This is a genomic window from Sporanaerobacter sp. PP17-6a, from assembly GCF_900095615.1.
Taxonomy (GTDB): domain Bacteria; phylum Bacillota; class Clostridia; order Tissierellales; family Acidilutibacteraceae; genus Acidilutibacter; species Acidilutibacter cellobiosedens.
In genome coordinates this window covers 1-18023 of record NZ_FMIF01000047.1, presented here as the reverse complement: position 1 = coordinate 18023, position 18023 = coordinate 1, and the positions used below count along the sequence as shown (strand labels likewise).

Annotated in this window: 18 protein-coding genes and 1 tRNA gene; 3 read left to right on the top strand and 16 right to left on the bottom strand. The window is 36.0% G+C overall.

The annotated features are described in order from the left end of the window. Positions 1-42: 42 nt before the first annotated feature. The 7 genes from PP176A_RS15510 to PP176A_RS15480 all read right to left on the bottom strand — a co-directional run bounded on the left by PP176A_RS15510 (position 43) and on the right by PP176A_RS15480 (position 7494). Positions 43-2271: an FtsX-like permease family protein gene (locus tag PP176A_RS15510; protein WP_071141389.1), complete on the bottom strand. Its 2229-nt coding sequence runs from the start codon at positions 2269-2271 to the stop codon at positions 43-45. Further along, positions 2261-3028 carry an ABC transporter ATP-binding protein gene (locus PP176A_RS15505; protein ID WP_071141388.1) on the bottom strand — a complete coding sequence of 256 codons (768 nt, stop codon included), beginning with the start codon at positions 3026-3028 and terminating at the stop codon, positions 2261-2263. Before PP176A_RS15505 ends, PP176A_RS15510 begins: the two co-directional genes overlap by 11 nt. A gap of 96 nt (positions 3029-3124) precedes the next feature. Then, positions 3125-4138 carry a sensor histidine kinase gene (locus PP176A_RS15500; protein WP_071141387.1) on the bottom strand — a complete coding sequence of 338 codons (1014 nt, stop codon included), beginning with the start codon at positions 4136-4138 and terminating at the stop codon, positions 3125-3127. Next, positions 4135-4800, bottom strand: coding sequence for a response regulator transcription factor (locus PP176A_RS15495; RefSeq protein ID WP_071141386.1), 666 nt, complete (start codon positions 4798-4800; stop codon positions 4135-4137). The genes PP176A_RS15500 and PP176A_RS15495 overlap by 4 nt, the downstream gene beginning before the upstream one ends. A gap of 187 nt (positions 4801-4987) precedes the next feature. After that, on the bottom strand, positions 4988-5770 hold the full coding sequence (locus PP176A_RS15490; RefSeq protein WP_071141385.1) for an ABC transporter permease: 783 nt from the start codon (positions 5768-5770) through the stop codon (positions 4988-4990). Position 5771: 1 nt separating this feature from the next. After that, positions 5772-6578 carry an ABC transporter permease gene (locus PP176A_RS15485; protein ID WP_071141384.1) on the bottom strand — a complete coding sequence of 269 codons (807 nt, stop codon included), beginning with the start codon at positions 6576-6578 and terminating at the stop codon, positions 5772-5774. After that, the gene (locus PP176A_RS15480; RefSeq protein ID WP_071141383.1) at positions 6571-7494 is read right to left on the bottom strand and encodes an ABC transporter ATP-binding protein; all 924 of its coding nucleotides are present in this window, start codon (positions 7492-7494) and stop codon (positions 6571-6573) included. The genes PP176A_RS15485 and PP176A_RS15480 overlap by 8 nt, the downstream gene beginning before the upstream one ends. Before the next feature lie 186 nt (positions 7495-7680). Here PP176A_RS15480 and PP176A_RS15475 point away from each other — a divergent pair, with 186 nt between their 5' ends. Together PP176A_RS15475 and PP176A_RS15470 are read left to right on the top strand one after the other, a co-directional pair. Beyond that, positions 7681-8376: a response regulator transcription factor gene (locus PP176A_RS15475; protein ID WP_071141382.1), complete on the top strand. Its 696-nt coding sequence runs from the start codon at positions 7681-7683 to the stop codon at positions 8374-8376. Further along, positions 8373-9743, top strand: coding sequence for a sensor histidine kinase (locus PP176A_RS15470; protein ID WP_071141381.1), 1371 nt, complete (start codon positions 8373-8375; stop codon positions 9741-9743). The genes PP176A_RS15475 and PP176A_RS15470 overlap by 4 nt, the downstream gene beginning before the upstream one ends. Before the next feature lie 12 nt (positions 9744-9755). Here PP176A_RS15470 and PP176A_RS15465 read toward each other — a convergent pair whose 3' ends face one another. Further along, a complete protein-coding gene (locus PP176A_RS15465; protein ID WP_071141380.1) occupies positions 9756-10958 on the bottom strand; it encodes a hypothetical protein in 1203 nt (400 codons plus the stop codon). 462 nt (positions 10959-11420) lie between these two features. On the opposite strand from PP176A_RS15465, the gene PP176A_RS15460 reads away from it, so the two are divergent. Beyond that, positions 11421-12632, top strand: coding sequence for a GNAT family N-acetyltransferase (locus PP176A_RS15460; protein ID WP_071141379.1), 1212 nt, complete (start codon positions 11421-11423; stop codon positions 12630-12632). 112 nt (positions 12633-12744) lie between these two features. On the opposite strand, the gene PP176A_RS15455 is transcribed toward PP176A_RS15460, so the two are convergent. The 8 genes from PP176A_RS15455 to PP176A_RS15420 all read right to left on the bottom strand — a co-directional run bounded on the left by PP176A_RS15455 (position 12745) and on the right by PP176A_RS15420 (position 17843). Continuing rightward, the gene (locus PP176A_RS15455; protein ID WP_071141378.1) at positions 12745-14109 is read right to left on the bottom strand and encodes a DUF6179 domain-containing protein; all 1365 of its coding nucleotides are present in this window, start codon (positions 14107-14109) and stop codon (positions 12745-12747) included. Continuing rightward, on the bottom strand, positions 14096-14566 hold the full coding sequence (locus PP176A_RS15450; protein ID WP_071141377.1) for a DUF6323 family protein: 471 nt from the start codon (positions 14564-14566) through the stop codon (positions 14096-14098). The genes PP176A_RS15455 and PP176A_RS15450 overlap by 14 nt, the downstream gene beginning before the upstream one ends. A 279-nt stretch (positions 14567-14845) precedes the next feature. Then, positions 14846-15298 (bottom strand): GNAT family N-acetyltransferase, encoded by a 453-nt coding sequence (locus tag PP176A_RS15445; protein WP_071141376.1) that lies wholly within the window; start codon positions 15296-15298, stop codon positions 14846-14848. Positions 15299-15509: 211 nt separating this feature from the next. Next, positions 15510-16037, bottom strand: coding sequence for a GNAT family N-acetyltransferase (locus PP176A_RS15440; protein ID WP_071141375.1), 528 nt, complete (start codon positions 16035-16037; stop codon positions 15510-15512). 214 nt (positions 16038-16251) lie between these two features. After that, positions 16252-16440 carry a hypothetical protein gene (locus tag PP176A_RS15435; RefSeq protein WP_071141374.1) on the bottom strand — a complete coding sequence of 63 codons (189 nt, stop codon included), beginning with the start codon at positions 16438-16440 and terminating at the stop codon, positions 16252-16254. Between the two features lie 121 nt (positions 16441-16561). Continuing rightward, positions 16562-17089, bottom strand: coding sequence for a GNAT family N-acetyltransferase (locus PP176A_RS15430; RefSeq protein WP_071141373.1), 528 nt, complete (start codon positions 17087-17089; stop codon positions 16562-16564). Positions 17090-17119: 30 nt separating this feature from the next. Beyond that, positions 17120-17623: a hypothetical protein gene (locus PP176A_RS15425; RefSeq protein WP_071141372.1), complete on the bottom strand. Its 504-nt coding sequence runs from the start codon at positions 17621-17623 to the stop codon at positions 17120-17122. A 135-nt stretch (positions 17624-17758) separates the two neighbouring features. Then, positions 17759-17843, bottom strand: a tRNA-Leu gene (locus PP176A_RS15420). Positions 17844-18023 lie beyond the last annotated feature (180 nt).

Genomic DNA, 18023 nt, shown 5'->3' with positions numbered 1-18023 from the left:
TCATAAATAAAGGATTATCATAAACTCCATTAAAAATAAATTTCATGATATTACATTCCGTTTAAACAGAGTATAGGTAACTGATAAATAACAGATAAATACTAAAATAAAAATTCCATAGATGCTTAAAATATTTGTAAATACCTGATGCTCTGTAACATAAGGGATATATTCCCGATAGTTTGCCTTTGATAAGTAAGAAAAAACTGCTCCTGAACCGCAAAACGCCACTAAAATGGGAATACCAAACCATACGGACATTTGTTGCCGGATATAACGACTGATTTGTTTTTTATCCACTCCCAGTTTTCCTATAATTTCAAAGCGCTTTTTATGTTCTGTTGCATCTGTAAGCTGCTGCAATGCTAAAATAGTGAGACATATGACAATTAACACCAAGCTTGTATAAGTTCCCCCAATACGAAGCATAAGAGAGTTGGATATTCCCTCGTTAAGCTGTAACGTTTTAAGTCTCACATATCCACTGTCTTTTGGAATAATACCAGTATCGTTTAGCCAATGGCTTACTTCATTATCCATATTTACAGCGAAATCATAAGAAAGAGGTTCCGTGGTATTTGCAGCATAATAGGTGGTTGCAAGGGTGAGTGTATTACACACAGAGTCAGGCAAGATATAAACCGCCTTCATACGGCTTGTAAAAATCCCCATACCCGCATTTATCTGATAATCTGCTCCCTTGACCTTCGTAAGTGTGTATTCTCCAGCCCGTATTTGTATATGCAGTTTATTGAATTGCCTTATTTCATCGGATAACGCTGTATTAGACCAAGCGACAGCAAAACTGTTTTTGGGTAGGGACATTTCTTCATGTCCTGATAGTCTAAGCAGAGAGTTGTAATCGCTTAATGAAATGCCAAGAACAGGCATATAATTTTCTATTCTTATATTAAAATCGCTGTCTTTTAGAAAATATGTTTCCACATTTGCGGTACCAACAACTTCATAACCTCCCTTAGCCAAATAAGTATCAATGTATGAATAATCCATTTCTGCCTTTGGTAAATCATTAATACTATCCACTCTTGTATATGCTGAAAAGATTTGTACGTCGTAGATAGAACGTACTTTCAAATATCCGTCTACCTGTGCAGTATAGGTAGGCAGCCATCCAAGTAAAACAAATGAACTCATAAAAACGCAGGTCAAAATTGCCATAGTTTTTGAATTGGTTTTTAATTTTGAAATAATCTGCCCCAACAAAAACAGATTCTGAAACCGGAATTTTTTTGATTTCTTTTTTGCAAGAACCACCATCCATGAAATACAGCAAAAAAAGGCGACAAGACTAAATATAACCATTCCCATTGAAAGCACCGGGGGAACGAAATTATAAATTCCTCCGCTGATCATACCCATTCTCAGCATATCATCAATAAGTCCCTGCATTTGTAACAAGAAAATACCTGTTGCCAATCCGGTGACGGAAAGCAGAGCAGCAACCAGACTTCCCTCTCTTTTCATTTTACAAGTCGTAACAACAAAGATAGCGGCACAAATCAGAAAAATTATCGTGCCGAATGTACAGGCAGCAACCAGCTTCATTGCTCTTTGGCCGAATTGATTCCAAAAGGGAATGATCTTTATAAAACAAAGGAGCAAGATACAGATAGCTAAAGCAGAAGATAATATCACACTTGAAAAAAGCATATCCTTTATGGTAACCGTGCTTTCCGTATTATAGCTGTCATGAAGCATGTCAATTACTTTCTGCTTACGGATTACATGAACGTTTCCAAATCCGATGATAATAAACAATGCGGTAAAAAACGTCAGTGTCCATAAAATCGTGTCCGGAAATATCGAAAAATAAAAATGATAAGATTCTCCAAAGGAAGCCATGATAATAGCGCTTACAATTTGCGATAGTAATGTCCCAAAGAGAATTCCCATAACAACGGCAATCAGTCCCATTAAGAGCATTTCTATAAAAAACATATAGGCAACTGTTCGCTGCTCCATACCCATAATAATTTGTAGTGCAAATTCTTTCTTCCTTCGCTTAATCGTATAGCGATTTACGTAAGAAATCAAAAAAACAAGCAACATGGCAATCAGCGGTATAATAATTTTCATCTTGCTAGAAAAATAATCCAGATTCATTTGAATAGGTAACCTGCTGTTATAAAACGGACTAGTAATGGAAAGAAATCCATAAAACAAACCCACAGAAAGAACCATGGTCAGCAGATAAATCAAATAATCCTTTGCGGAACGTTTTACATTTCGCAGAGCTAATTTAACGTACATCGGACAGGTCACCTCCCAGCAGTGTCATCACATCAAGGATTTTTCCAAACAATTGTTTACGGGATTGTTCGCCCCTCTGTATTTCTGTGAAAATTCGCCCATCCTTCAGAAACAGAACCCTCCTGGAATAGCTGGCAGTAAAAGCATCATGAGTAACTATAAGGATAGTTGCATTAAGCTCTTGATTCATGGTTTGAATAGTGGTAAGAAACATTTGTGCGGAATGGCTGTCCAGGGCTCCAGTCGGCTCGTCAGCCAAAATCAGTTTGGGATTATTGATCATTGCCCTGGCACAGGCACATCGTTGCTTTTGTCCGCCGGAAACCTGATAGGGAAACTTATTCAGAATGGAGAGAATGTCAAGCTTTTCGGCCATTTCCTCCACACGCCGGTCTATATCATTCTCAGGTACTTTATTGATAGTCAAAGCCATGGCAATGTTTTCACCTATAGTCAGGGTATCCAGAAGGTTAAAATCCTGAAAAACAAAGCCCAAATTTTCCCTGCGGAAACGAGCCAAGTTCTTTTCCTTGATTTCCGTAATATCGGTATTATCCAAAAAAATATGGCCGGCACTGACCGTATCAATAGTGGAAATACAGTTTAAAAGTGTTGTTTTCCCGGAACCGGAAGCTCCCATAATGGCAATAAACTCACCGTTGCTAACTTCAAAGCTGATATCGTCAATAGCTTTGGTGATATTTCCCTTGTTCCCATAATATTTTTCAATATGTTCGATCCTTAAAATTTGTTCCATTTATTTCACCTCATATTCATTTTAAGGAATAGAGAAATTAAAGTGTATCGACTTTTCTTACACAGTTCTTACAAAAATGTAAGAAGTACAGAAATTTCACCCCCGAACTTTAACAAAGTCACCTTTTGGAAAACTAAGTTCTATTGTCGTCCCCTGCCCTTGCTTTGAATGGGCTGAAATGCCGATACCTAATTTGTCACACAGCCGTTTGCATAAGTACAAACCGATGCCTGTAGAATTTCTGCCGGTTCTTCCGTTTTTGCCGGTAAAGCCTTTATCAAAAATTCGCAGTAAATCGCTTGCGGAAATTCCGATGCCATTGTCTCGAATAAGGAGCTTAACCTTGCTCTGCTCAGAACAAGACTCAAAAATCAAAAGAGGATGATCGCTTCTGTATTTTACCCCGTTGACAATAAGCTGATTTAAAATAAAACCAATCCATTTCTCGTCGGTATAAACGGTATATTCACAATTCTCTACCCGGACGGAAATATGGTTTTGAAGAAGAAGTTGTTTGTTTTCCCCAATGGCGGCATGAACCATATCCGATAAAACGACTTCTTTAATCAGATAATCCTTTTCCACATTTTCGCTGCGGGCATAGTAGAGCGCCTGATCTACAAAATGGCTGATTTTCTCTAACTCTACCATTACCTTTCTTGTAGTATCGGATTTATTGTTTTCACATACAAGCTGCATAGCGGCGATAGGTGTTTTTACATCATGTATCCATTGTTCGATATATTCCTTATATTCTCCCCGTTCCCGCTTAGAGCGAGATACCTCTTCTATCATGGATTTATTAGATGTCCTCAAAATATTATAATATATTTTGTCATCCTCTCGTGTCGGCATATCCATCACTTCAGCAATCAGATACTTTTTATCCAAACTGTCAAGCTGTAAAAGAATTTGTTTAAAATATCTGTATCGAAAACAGTAACATATGCCTATATAAAAAATTACAATCAAAGCCCATGAGATAAGAAGAATACAGATGATATCTTTATCAATGTTTACTGCAGACATGAAAACAGTAAAACCTACCATGGAAAGAATATGAGTAATAATGCAAGGAATCTGATCCTTTAAATAATCCCTGCAGCTCATATCATATACCCCTGACGGTGTTTGGTTTGGATCAAATCCGCCACTCCTATTTGCCTGAGCTTATCCCTAAGCCTTGTTATATTCACACTCAAAGCATTATCATCTATATAAAGCTGATTATCCCAAAGATATTCCACTAAATCTGCACGGGGAACAATTTTCCCGGCATTCTTAAAAAGAAAAACCAAAATCTTTAATTCGTTTTTTGTGAGTTCAGCAAAGTTATTTTGATATTCTACCTTACTGCTTTCCAAATGCAGGGTTATTTCATGATAGGTCATTAAATCTACCTGTCCCGAGGCATAGGCACGCTTCAGCAGAGAAGCAATACGAGCTAACAAGATGGAGGTATTATAGGGTTTCGTGATAAAATCATCCCCACCTAACATAATACTGTTCAATTCGTCCATATCCGTATCTCGGCTTGTTACGAAAATAATAGGTACATTTGAAAAGGTACGAATGTTAGAGCATATTTTAAAACCATCCTGTACAGGCAGATTTATATCCAGTAAAATCAAATGAGGGTTACAATTTTTTATATCATTGATAATGCTTGAAAAATTCATCGGGATATTAACGGAATAACCGCTGCCTCTCAAAAGAACAGATAATTCTTCCCGAATTACAGGGTCGTCTTCAATAATCATTATTTTATACATGGATTACATCACTCCTTTTTTCTGTTTTCTTTCGGCATACCGTTTTGAGGCTCCTGAAATATTTTAATATTGCCAATGGGCAGACAATGGTATTGGTTGTGTACGTCTGTCCATTATACGAATATCTTAATCTCAGTATATACGCAGAAACAGATAACATCAAGGGAATGATTTTTTATAGCTTTCGTTACCATCCTTTTTTAGGAACTGCCCTCACATGTTTTTTGGCAGATCTTTTAAGTTCCATCTTATTATCCGTTGCTAATATCAAAATTACGGACAATAAAAGTGTAAGTCCCAGACTGAAAATACATAAAGGAGTATTCCATCTAACGGAAGGATCATAGGCTCTATACCGTACTATGCCCAGCGCCGCTGTAATGGGGTACATGTTATACAAAAATTCACTTCCGGCAGCAAACATACCTCCGTACCCATAAGCAAAAGCAAAAATAACGCCTACAAGGAAACCGCTCTGGGCTTTGCTGGTAATGATAATAATGGGCATAACCGCAATATAAAGCAGCAAATTCACAATGGTGGTTTGAATAAGTCCCCGCAACGCCAGTTGCAAAGTGAATCCCGGGAAACCCGCAATAAAATTGAAAATAATCGTGAATACCGTACATACGATCCCAAAGGTCAGCGACAAAATCGATCCTACAATCAGTTTTCCTGTCAGCAGCTTTCGAAAGCTCACCGGCACTGTTAAAATGCTTTTCAGAGTATCGTCTCTTTGTTCTCGGGTAATGAGATACCCCATAATTAGTGTAATGCATGCTGGAAAAAATGTCGTCATGTTGTTTTTAATGACCTGTTCCGTAAAGTAGGTAAAATCCCAAACAGAACCATCATTTGCCATAGAAGTGAATATTGTCAACAATACGGATAATAACATCAAAGCCACTCCAATGAACGGTATGGAGTAGTGTTTCATTTTATAAAGTTCCGTTTTTATAATGCTTCTCATATCAGCACTCCTCCCATTTCTTATACAGATATATAATGATTCCCACAGAGGTAAATGCCATAACTGTCAGAATTGTAAAGGTAAGTTTCGTAGAGGGAATAAGGTCAAGAGATTTAAACATCAGCAAGTCATCGGCATCACCCATAATCACATGGTTTTGCATATCGTTAGATGACCACAGGTTAATAAGCGGAACAGGTAAAGCAAATACAACGGCTTTTGGCAGCTCAGTCATCATAAATTCCGCAAAGGAATTGAGCACACTATAAAAAATACATAGTAAAACAGAGAAAATATAGGTTTTGTTAAACAGTACGATAACAATAACCAAAGGTAGAGTTCCTGCTGTAACCATAATCCCCATCAGTACTGACATCCACAATTTATAGAAAACACCTGTTACTTCAAAAAATACTCCGCCTAACAATATAGAAACTATTGTCGATGCAAGACAGAAAATGATGCTAAAGATAAAAAGCACGGCTATTTTTCCTACTACCATTTGTTTACTTGTAACCGGAATAGCGCGCAAATTTTTAAAGGTATTGTTGTCCCTTTCCATAAAAAATAGAATTGCTGCTAAAACACCTAAGATACAAGGCAGCAGCATTTGAATTCCAAAGCCGAGTACGGACTGCCACATTCCGTCAAACTGCATAGCGGCAGTAGGATATTTATCATGAAGTCTTGGAAGCAATAAAAACATTGCAGTCATAGGTATTGGAAACAGTAATGCCGCTAAAATTACAAGAAAAACAAAATGTTTTCTTTTCAGTTTAGCAAATTCGCAGTGAATAATTTTAAGCAATACCTACACCCCCCGTAATTTTTTTAAAGTAATCCTCCAATGTGTCTTCGCAAACATGAGATTCCGTAAGCTCAATTCCTTTTTCTATGAACGCTCGGTTAACCTTCGGTATTTCAAGTGACAATTCATACAAACGTATATTATGTTCATCTTCAACGTGGAAATTCTGAGTCTTAAAAGTCGTTTTCAAAATTTGAGCCGCTTCTGCCGAATCCGATACACCAAAATGAATATATCTCATATTCTGCTTTTCCAGTTCCCTCAAGCTTTCTTCTTTTAGCAAAACTCCATGATCTATAATTCCGATATCATCAGCCAACAATGAGATTTCCGAAAGAATATGACTGGAAATAAGAATGGTCTTCCCTTTTACATCACAGAGCTCTCGAAAAAATGAACGAATCTCGGCAATACCAATAGGATCAAGGCCATTAATCGGTTCATCTAAAATCAACAACTCCGGATCATGCATAACCGCCAGCGCAATTGCAAGACGCTGTTTCATGCCGAGAGAATATTTTGAAAACAGTTTTTTGTCTTTATAGGGAAGTCCTACTAAATTCAGTGCATCTTTAATCGCATTTTGATTTGTCATGTGACGTAATTCTGCAAAAATTTTTAAATTTTCCGCCCCAGTAAGATTGGGATAGAATCCCGGAGATTCAACCAAGCTGCCTATGTGAGGTAAAATATATCTCTCCCCGGTCCCCATATCTTTACCGAAAATGTATACCTTACCGGAGGTCGGTTGAATAAGATTTAAGAGCATTTTCATAGTTGTTGTCTTTCCTGCACCGTTACGTCCAAGGAGACCGTATGTCCTGCCTTTTCTTACATTGAGATTCAAATCGGCAACACTTTTTTGCTTTCCGTATATTTTTGTTAGACCGGACGTTTTAATTATAAAATCATTCATATTGTATTCTCCTTTCGTTTTTATATAAAAATTGTACTCCATCAATATTGAGACTATTTTGAGATAACCTTGAGTTTGCCTTGAGATTTCTCCTTATCATATACATATTTGTTATATCATTGTATAATAATAGCAGGAGCAGTCCGGCTTAAGTTTAATGGTTATGCAGAGAAGGAGGTACATTTCATGAAGGACAGTTCGATTTTAGTTATAGATAATGAGTTGGAACTATTGACCATGATAAGGTCAATTTTTGAACGGGCAGGTTTTACACAGATTACAACTGCAGCATCAGGTAAAGAAGCCCTTGAAGTACTTAAGCAAAAAATGCCTGCTATGGTTATATTGGATGTGATGCTGCCTGATATTGATGGTTTTACATTGCTGAAAGAAATACGAAAAGTCAGCAAAGTTCCCGTTTTAATGCTTACAGCAAAAGGAGAAGCCGAAGACAGGTTTTCAGGTTTTGAATTAGGTGCAGATGACTACGTAGTAAAACCTTTTCTGCCAAAGGAGCTCTTACTCCGAGTTCAGGCAATATTAAAGCGAACATATCCGAGAGGTAACCGTATTGTTATTCTCCCGGCAGCAGAGGTAGATTTGGATAAAGCAGAAGTGCACCGTTTTGGTAAAACTATTCCTTTGACGGCAAAAGAATATAATATTTTTCTGAAGCTTTCAGAAAATGCCGGCCGTATCGTAACAATAGGCGCACTGTGCCAAACCGTTTGCGGGGAAATATGGCAGGGTTATGAAACAACATTGATGACTCACATTCGTCATCTTCGAGAAAAAATAGAAAAAAATCCTTCTGCTCCCGAAGCCCTTATAACGATAAAGGGATTAGGGTATAAACTTGTTTTGAAGGAGGTACAACGGTGAAAACAGCACAGCGTTTCTTTCGAAAATATCTGCTTTCAACCTTTGGAATTCTTTTACTATTTCTTTTGCTTAATTGCATACTGGTTACAGTTATTGCCATATCATCCTCTAATCTGTCCGCCAAGTCTGACCTTCCCATAAGCCGCTTGGCAAAGCTCATAACAGTAAACGATAAAGGTATAGAGACTGATAAAAATTTTTCAAAACTTTTGTATGAACAAAATGCTTGGGCAATGATATTAAATGATCGTGGGAAAGTGATCTGGGAAGAAAATTTACCTGAAGAATTGCCCCGAAATTATACTTCTACCCAAATTGCACAATTCAGCAAGTGGTATTTACAGGATTATCCTGTTAGGGTTTGGAAACATCCGGCGGGACTTTTTGTTGTAGGATATCCTAAGCACTCTGTTGTTAAATATACATTTACTATGGATTACGATTATCTTTTTTCCGGTCTTATAGGTATCATTGTGATATTTTCCGCTAACATCCTTTTAATGCTGATTCTATTTTGGCACAACATCCACCGAGTAGAAAAAGCAGTCAGTCCTATTCTTACGGGCATCGAAATGATGGCAGAAGGGAAATCAGTCAAGCTCACTGAGAAAGGTGAACTTAAAGAGATTAATACTGAGTTGAATAAAGCTGTCAATCAACTTATAAAAAAAGATTCTGCCCGTTCCGAATGGATATGTGCCATATCCCATGATATCCGTACCCCTCTCTCCATTATGCTGGGATATGCCGGAGAAATAGAAGATGACGACAGGCTTACCACTGAAACCCGGACACAAGCCGGAATTATTCGCAAACATGGGGAAAAACTACGAAAACTTATTATGGACTTAAACCTCGCATCAAAATTGGAATACTCAATGGAACCTATAAATAAAACCTTGATTAGCCCTGTAGAATTAACCCGGCAGGTAATAAGCGACTTTCTAAACAACGGTTTAGATTCATCATTTGTTTTAGACTTAAAAACCCATTCATGTGCTGAAAAAATTGTTATCGAAGGAGACTCGGATCTTCTTGCACGAATGCTCGAAAATCTGATTCACAACAGTATCACTCATAACCCTCATGGCTGTAATATCAATGTTACTATTTCAGACGATGAGAACTGTTGTGTTATAGTAGTTGAAGATACGGGAAGGGGAATCTCTCCGACTTTGTTAGAACGACTAAATTCTGCACAGGTAAAATCAATTGTGTGTGATAAAGGCGGTGAGCCTGCTCATGGTTTAGGATTAAATTTGGTACGCCAAATAGTAAAAGCCCATAAAGGGAAAATCAGTTTTCAGAATGTTGAACCTCATGGGTTAAGAATTTCAATAAAATTTCCCATTAAAAATAAAGTTTGAGAACTGCTCATATTATAAGGTCGAATTAATTCTAAAGCTTCTTAAATATCTGCCTTCTCCATATATATCCGGCGGCAATGATACAACCTCTTTCTTTACTAAATATTCATTGGTAAGGCCAAAAATCTGATGCCATAATTCATTCGCTATTTCCTTTATATCAACCTCATGCTTTAATGCTGTTAACCCAGGCATCTTAACCTGAAATTTTTGAAAGGCTTCTCTTACTATTGGAAATATGTTTGAAAGTATAATATCCGATATATCCTTGATAATTGTTTTTTCAGATGAGTAGAATATTGGCACATCTATCATTATAGAGTTATCAAATTCATTAATATTAATATATTTAAGTTGTTTTAGAAGATTAAGCAAATTTTTTTCCCTTTCCGAAAACTGATTATACTTAGTGTGTTTAGTAAGTATATTGATTATTAGTTCTCCGCAATTTTGTGCAATTTCTTTGTTCATGTCGTTCAGAGTTCTGTTATACGATATATTTAGATCATGAAAAGGTGTCGCATTATCAATATATTCTTCTATCATCCTGAAAAACCTGTACATATCCCTTCTTGAACCATTTGAATCTCCAAAACTGTTAAATATAAATTCTGAACTTCTGTAATTATTACTGCTGCATAGTAATTTGTTACTGTGTGCTTCTACTGTTTTGCTATCTTCATAACCTATTATTATATATGCCCTATTACCGGGCTGAATTTTTGATGTGCAAAAGATACCCCTTTCTGCAAAAAAATCAAATGACATATCGTCGAAAACATCATCACAAATAATATGATAAAGTATTCTTTCTTTATTATAATGCTTTGAACATTCTAAGTCCGATAATTTGGGGTTAATTACATTCTGTAATGATATTATCTTATCTCCAATAACTTCACCTATATTACTCAAGTATTGCTCCATTTTCGTTATATCTCCTTCTAAAAAAACCGGAAACGTTGTCCTATATGTATTATCTCTACATTCTATTGCATTAATTAATCCAAGATCATTAATAATATTATCAACTTTTTCCTCATTTAATCTTAAAATATTTGCTATTTCATATTTAGATATTGAATATGGTTCATTTGATGCGATTATATATAGTATCTCAGGTACATACTCTTTATTACATACATAAGCCGGATTATATCGGTCATAATCACCGATTTCTCCAAAGAAATAGAAATTCAATTTATTATTTATCATATTTATATCCACTCCTTTTGCAAGCTCAAGGCATAAAACATAATAAAAAATGTTTTTTGAGCTACTTCTTATTTTATAATCAGATCATAGAAAACTCGGCATACTACAAATCATCAGAAACTAATAATAGTTTAATAACTCCATTGTATTACTATTTAATAAATTAATGAAGCCTTTTTTTGAAACCCATTTAGGTCAACTCATATTATGGAAAACTTGATTTCCCTATGTGCCCCAGCAGTTCTCTTCAGCACATTTTCTCTTATTTATCAGCCTTACGAGTGTACATAGACAAAAAGATGGATTGATGATAGGATAAAAGTGTATGTAAAAATTCATAGATTTATTAAAGGTATATAATAAAATTAGAGGAAGAAAGTTTTATGTACAGTTATAGGTAGTTTAACAATGGGAAAAATAATAAAATGAATTTCACAATATTTTCTGAGAAAGGAGAACCGTATGAGTCGAAAAAAAAATTTAAAAATGCATAAGGTCGGAGTAGAACATCTGGAACAGTACAATCAATTGTTACGATATGTTTTCCAGGTGACGGATAACGATCTGCACAAAATCGGGTGGGAAGATCGGGACATGGTCCGTGCCAAGTCACCTGTTCTGAAGGAAGCTGATGTCTTAGGATGGTTTGATGGGGATAAGTTGGTCTCTCAAGTAGCAGTTTATCCTTTTCAGGTCAGAATATTCAATCATACCTATGACATGGGGGGACTGACAGGCGTTGGTACCTTCCCTGAATATTCTAATCAAGGTTTAATGCATAAACTGTTATATCAAGCACTATCAAATATGCAAGAAAAAAAACAGTCAATTTCCTTTCTGTACCCCTATTCCATTCCTTACTACCGCAGAAAGGGGTGGGAAATCATCTCTGATAAAATAACCTTTGAAGTTAATGATTATCAATTACCTAAAAACAAACAAGTGTCCGGTGAAGTGGAACGAACCGATGTCAAGAGCGATGCCATAAAGAAAACATATGAACGTTTTGCTCTCCAAACTCACGGTGCAATGTTACGAAATGATCTGGCTTGGAACGAATACTGGTTGTGGGATCCTGATGACCTGATGGCAGCTATTTATTATAATGACGAAAGGCAACCAGACGGTTATGTCCTTTACTGGATAGAAGACGAGGTTTTCCACATTAAGGATATGATATTCGTCAATGAAGAAGCCCGCAGCGGACTATGGAATTTTATCAGTGCACACTTTTCCATGATTTCAAAAGTCATAGGCGATATTCATATGGATGAACCTCTGGCATTTTTATTGGAAGATGCAGATATCAAAGAAACCATAGCTCCTTATTATATGGCTCGTATTGTAGATTTGGAGCAATTTATAAAACAATATCCCTTTAAGCCGGATACAGGAAAACGAGAATGGACCTTTACATTGGACGATCCGCTTCTTTCATGGAATCAAGGAACTTTTACCTTGCGAATCAGTCCGGATGGAAAAGGTGAGGTCGTTCGTGCGGCAGAACGCAGCAGTGCAAAGACCGATATCCAAACTATGACAACCATGCTCCTTGGATACAAGCGACCGGATTATCTTCATAGGATCGGACGCATTTCATGCACCCCAGAAATACTGGATATGCTGGAGGATGCAATTGAACAGCAGACACCTTATTTCTCGGATTATTTTTAATCTTAAAACATTCGTCGCATATTTACTCTAATACTATCATATCCGCCTTTATCGAATTCCTCTGCGGTTGGCGGGTATTGAATTTTATTAATACACAGCGGCGAAACAAACTTTACTCTTCTTTTAGTTTTAAAAGTTTAACCATCCTTTCAATCCATTTTTGCTCTTCATTTGTGAGCGAATTCACAAACTTTTTCAGACAATTACACAAAAATCTTTCATTTTCCTTCATGTCCAGCATTTCCAAATCGTTTTGATATGGATATTTTTTTGCTAAGGCTGCTAATTCTACCGGGTTTAGTAGTTTCAAAACTTCGGGAATTTCGGCCGAAGAAAACTCGGCATCCAGCAATATATCTGCAAAATCTGCGAAAGAGTTAATTTCCTCTTTTATTATCATGATCTTATCTTCTGTCATATTGCATTGCATGATTTCTTCCACAAGTTTACGATATCGATCATTATCCATTTTTTCTCCATATGAAAAGGAAACAAAGGGATCATTCTCTGGATAGTACGGTATAACAAAGACCTTATCCGTTGTATGCGTCCTGGAAGAATTCCAAATGTCAGTAGCAATTCGGGAAATGCTGTCATTCAGGTAGTTCATCAAATTATCCGATAGCGATAATGCCTGCTTCACCTTATCAAGTACCTGCCTGAGTATGGATTCGATTTCACTTTTATCCGTATTTTTAAATAGACGGTCAAGATATGTTATATCAAAAAAAGACAACTCTAATGCACGTATATCCTTATCGACAAGTGCACAACCAAGTGCTGAGGTCAACACAGGTTCATAGATATTAAAAAGTAAATTCTGATAGTCTTCATGATATCCGCAAAGCAAATGATGTATGTTTTCTACTGGAAAACACGCACAAAATGTATTTTCGCAGTAGATATTTTCAAGATATTTCCGAATAAACTCAACTCCCGCTAAATCCGAAACGCCATTGCATGTAGGATAATCTCCTGTAATATGGATCTCCTGCGCCCCAAATTCCGGATAATACAGTTTGAAGAATCCCCTAATAGCATCGACAACAGTAGAACGATAAAAAACATTCTGCGTATCCACCAAATGCTGAATGATATTGTAATGAAGAATTTTTGTAGTATTCACCATTCGGTCAATTTGACGCCTTCCTTCTTCAAACAACGTTTCCATTTTTTCGTTTTGGAGTGCAATGACAGCATCATCGGGATTTGTATATGTCTTTAAGCACATACCAATTGTATACATGACAGACACCAATATATTTTGTGCAGTTTCAATCCGTATGGAACTGCTGTCCCCGCTGTTGTAACGTTCTGTCTGCTTTGCTAAAATAGAAAGACAATCAAATTGTATTCTCTCTAAATCAGAATCAAGCAACAAACCACAATGGTAAGCCTGTTCCAGCAGAGACTGAAAATAATATTCTCCGCTAAGTTTGGATCTATCTATCCTGCTTATTTTATCAATACTCTCCATCTTCACCCTCCTCATCATCTGCAGAATAGCCATACCGCAGATTATGAGCCAATTTGTACAACTCACGTCCAGATAACAGTTCTAAGGAACCACGACATTTACCATCAAATGCATTTTTCATATAGCTTATCAAGTCATCATCACTGATGAGATCAAGCGTTTCATTCTTATAGTAATAAAACATTTCAATCAGATCGTGCAGGGTTTCCTCATAATTATGCATGGAAATGTAGGGAGAATCACAAAATTCATAGATAATTTTATCGATAACGCCGCCGCCAAACTCAATTCTTCCTGTTTCTTTCAGAGCAAAGAAACGAGTTTCCACCAATTCAATTGCTTGTTTCTCTGTTAAAACGAGGCCGTAACGCATAGTCAAGTCATTGCATTTTATGATCTCGCTGACAGCTTGCTTTTGTATTAAAGAATGTTGAAATAAAGCAAGTTTAAATTCCAAATAATATCACTCCCCTGGGTACACATAGCGTTAATATTTGTATTGCCTGATTTAAGACATAAGTGTCAAAAAGTATCTCAGACTGATTTATATATTACCCCATCGGTAATTACCAATGGTATCACAGAATTTAAACTGTGTCAACAGAAACAAAGAGGCACCCGGTCAACTTGGCCATGTTACAAAATGATCTGGTTTAAAATGAATAGGGGTTATGGAATTCAGAAGATTTGATAACCGTTATTTATTAAAATGGGAAAAGACAACCAGATAGCTATCTTATTTATTGGATAAGTGTTTTTTCAGATATACCATATCTGTAAGTTGCTTACCACCTTCGAAAATAGGATGGTCGTAGTTGTCAATAAAAAAATCTTTTATCCTGTGGGAAATCACAAAACCACATTTCTGATAAAAAGGAATGGTGGCAGGACTATCACCAGTGCCGACGAGCATTGTAGAACATTCGCTTCTATAATGTTCGAAAAGGTAATTGACAAGTTGTTTTCCGTAACCTTGCCCTTGATATTTTGGTACTGTTGCAATATTTTTAATTTCAAAGATACCTTTTCCTTCATTTGTAACAACACAAATTGCCTTTAAGTCGTCATCACATAAGACAAACATATCCCCACGTTCCAAGTATTTGTCTATCATACTTTCCTGTTCATCAGCAAGCAAAAGTAAATCGATATATTGCTTTTTATTTTCAAAAATCTGTTTTATCTCCATTTGTTAATCACCTGATCAAAAATTTGAATTTTGCATATTTATGCTTCAAAACTTTCGAAAACCTATATACATCTATTTGGGGCAAATGGCTTATACCATTTGCCGGATTTAGATGCATTTATTCAGTTCAAGCATCTTACTGAAGTTATTTAATATATTTTATATAATTCTCCGATTGAAAATATATATTGTCTTCTCAATAAATTGAAATTTATAGGTGTATCCAATATCTTTCAAGGTACACATCATCAGATTCACAATACACGGTACTTTCATATATTCCACCGTTTGCCATAATGGTTCGTTTACTTCCTTCATTCCCTTGAATACATAAGATCAGAACATCCTTAAGTCCATAAGCCTTACAAATTTGCAGACAATCAGAAAGCATTCTCTTGGCATACCCTTTTCTTCTCTCATCCGGTCGAACAGAATAACCGATATGGCCAGCATACTTTTCAATATAATCATTGAAATAGTGACGAAACTGAATCATACCAATGATTTTGTTGTCAATTTCACGTACATAAATATATTGCTCGGTAGTCACCCAGTTTGCAGGGACAGTATTCTTATTTTCCAGCCTATGATTAAATTCAAGCCATTCCACAATACTATCCATACGTTTCAATGGACCGGTTCCATCCATTGAACTGTTGGCATCCAACATTTCCTTGCGAAAAGAGATAATATCCTTTTCATAAGAGATATCAGGCTTTATCAATCTGCACTTATCCATACAAACCTCCCCAAAATAAATAATCCATTATAGGTAATATAATTTATGTATTTTAATATAGTATCAATATAATTAGTTATCTTTTGAATAATTTTTTGATTTTTCATATACTGCCGTCCCTTCATATTGGCCCCTGAATCTTAATAAAACAATATCCATCCATTTGACAATATATTTTTATACGCATTCATATTCTATGCATTATCATCTGTTGTTAAAAACATATTTTTTTAATGTATCTATATGCATGGGATAAAATAATCTTACATCTTTCTTGCAAAAGGATATATTCTACATCACCTATCCTTTTTACAATTATACCGCCAGCACCCGGTATGGAAAACTGTTCGGCTATTTGGGATTCCCTAATATCAACCTCTCTGTCATATTTATCTTGATCCATTATAAAGTACCTCACAAAATATAAGTATATATTTCCCTTTAATTATACCATTCATCCACATAACGGCCAAAATTCTGTGTCATTTGCTCAATTTAGATATCGGATATAGCTATGACAATGTTTATAACTTGTACTCTAACTGACAGTCGCAAGGTTCCTTTTCCACATGGTACCGATTATATTTCCGAGCTTCAACGCATCCCATTGCACGATAGAATGCCTGGCTTTCTACCGCGGAATGAGCTGAGATATATAATTTTCCAGCGCCATGTTCTTTTGCCCAAGTCTTTGCCAATTGGAATAATTTCTTTCCAACCCCTTTTCCACGCATGTCTTCAGAAACATGAATACTGGATAAGTCAAGGTATTCTTCATTTCTCCCAAATAGAGCAGACTCTATCGAAACAAATCCTTTTAACATTCCGTTTGAAAATGCTCCGAATACTATGCCACCTGTAGTTATAGTATTTTTTAGGCAAACAATCAACTCATTATATTCTTCTTCATTCCAATCATCTGTAAAAGGATCATCTTTAATACACCACTTGCCATCAATCTTACGCCAGCATTGGGTTACAACTTGGTGACGTCGGAAATGTAAAAAAAGTTCTCGATTAATTTCGCCTGCTTTTAATTCTATATATTTCATACTTGCCTCCACTCCGTCATAAATTGGAATTTAACAATCGCTGTTTTCGATTTCTCGACGTATTTTTAAAAATTCTAAGCTGTTCTCTGCATCTACTTTTGATTTGTAGAATACAATATTATGATTAGGAGTCATGTTCGTTCTCCAATCATATTCCGACGCAAGCATCTTCAAAAAAACTTTTAAGCTATCCGCAATCGAAAAGCTCTCTTTGCTTTTATTAATATAACAAATGGGCGCAGCATCATCTATATCCGTTGTTTTACCAATTGTACCAAATAACCCTCCCAGGCTGTCTTTTGCAAAAATACCAACTCGGGGAACCGTATAAAAACCAATTTGGGGAATGTCATCATCAAATATAAATTTCAAATCATATGTATCTGCATATCTTTGATACTCCGTATTCTTATCCTTGACGCTCATGAGATAAAGCGTTGTTCCTGCAGAAACAACTTCTGTATCCTTTGCAGAGACTCCAATGTACCCAATGCACCCTTCGCTTTCAGATACATCCCAATATAACTTTTTCATCTTTCTTCACTTCCTTGATAAGGTAAATTCTTGTTTATCTGTTCATTAATACAAGCAACCTGCATTTTCATTTTATCATAAAAAATGAAAGAAATCGATCTTCTGCAATCGACTTCTTTCACCAAAACAAATTAGTGCGGAAGAAGGGACTCGAACCCTCATACTCTTATGGAGCAATAGCCCCTCAAACTATCGCGTCTGCCTATTCCGCCACCTCCGCATACTTTGACTATTAAATTTATTAACAACCTAATATATATTATAATGATTTTAAAAAATTAATCAACATTTTTCTCCTGAAATTCCTTTGGTATATACCACTTCTCAATATTATAGTACAAATTATTAGACTGGGGATTTATATTTCCCTTAATATTTTTATCAATAAGCAGAGCTTCAC

What these genes read in the sequence shown, in the direction of transcription:
- PP176A_RS15435 (WP_071141374.1), bottom strand. Translation starts at nt 16,440, where the DNA reads ATGGATCAAGATAAATATGACAGAGAGGTTGATATTAGGGAATCCCAA.
- PP176A_RS15460 (WP_071141379.1), top strand. Translation starts at nt 11,421, where the DNA reads ATGAGTCGAAAAAAAAATTTAAAAATGCATAAGGTCGGAGTAGAACAT.
- PP176A_RS15465 (WP_071141380.1), bottom strand. Translation starts at nt 10,958, where the DNA reads ATGATAAATAATAAATTGAATTTCTATTTCTTTGGAGAAATCGGTGAT.
- PP176A_RS15430 (WP_071141373.1), bottom strand. Translation starts at nt 17,089, where the DNA reads ATGAAATATATAGAATTAAAAGCAGGCGAAATTAATCGAGAACTTTTT.
- PP176A_RS15490 (WP_071141385.1), bottom strand. Translation starts at nt 5,770, where the DNA reads ATGAGAAGCATTATAAAAACGGAACTTTATAAAATGAAACACTACTCC.
- PP176A_RS15425 (WP_071141372.1), bottom strand. Translation starts at nt 17,623, where the DNA reads ATGAAAAAGTTATATTGGGATGTATCTGAAAGCGAAGGGTGCATTGGG.
- PP176A_RS15440 (WP_071141375.1), bottom strand. Translation starts at nt 16,037, where the DNA reads ATGGATAAGTGCAGATTGATAAAGCCTGATATCTCTTATGAAAAGGAT.
- PP176A_RS15500 (WP_071141387.1), bottom strand. Translation starts at nt 4,138, where the DNA reads ATGAGCTGCAGGGATTATTTAAAGGATCAGATTCCTTGCATTATTACT.
- PP176A_RS15495 (WP_071141386.1), bottom strand. Translation starts at nt 4,800, where the DNA reads ATGTATAAAATAATGATTATTGAAGACGACCCTGTAATTCGGGAAGAA.
- PP176A_RS15505 (WP_071141388.1), bottom strand. Translation starts at nt 3,028, where the DNA reads ATGGAACAAATTTTAAGGATCGAACATATTGAAAAATATTATGGGAAC.
- PP176A_RS15510 (WP_071141389.1), bottom strand. Translation starts at nt 2,271, where the DNA reads ATGTACGTTAAATTAGCTCTGCGAAATGTAAAACGTTCCGCAAAGGAT.
- PP176A_RS15445 (WP_071141376.1), bottom strand. Translation starts at nt 15,298, where the DNA reads ATGGAGATAAAACAGATTTTTGAAAATAAAAAGCAATATATCGATTTA.
- PP176A_RS15455 (WP_071141378.1), bottom strand. Translation starts at nt 14,109, where the DNA reads ATGGAGAGTATTGATAAAATAAGCAGGATAGATAGATCCAAACTTAGC.
- PP176A_RS15480 (WP_071141383.1), bottom strand. Translation starts at nt 7,494, where the DNA reads ATGAATGATTTTATAATTAAAACGTCCGGTCTAACAAAAATATACGGA.
- PP176A_RS15475 (WP_071141382.1), top strand. Translation starts at nt 7,681, where the DNA reads ATGAAGGACAGTTCGATTTTAGTTATAGATAATGAGTTGGAACTATTG.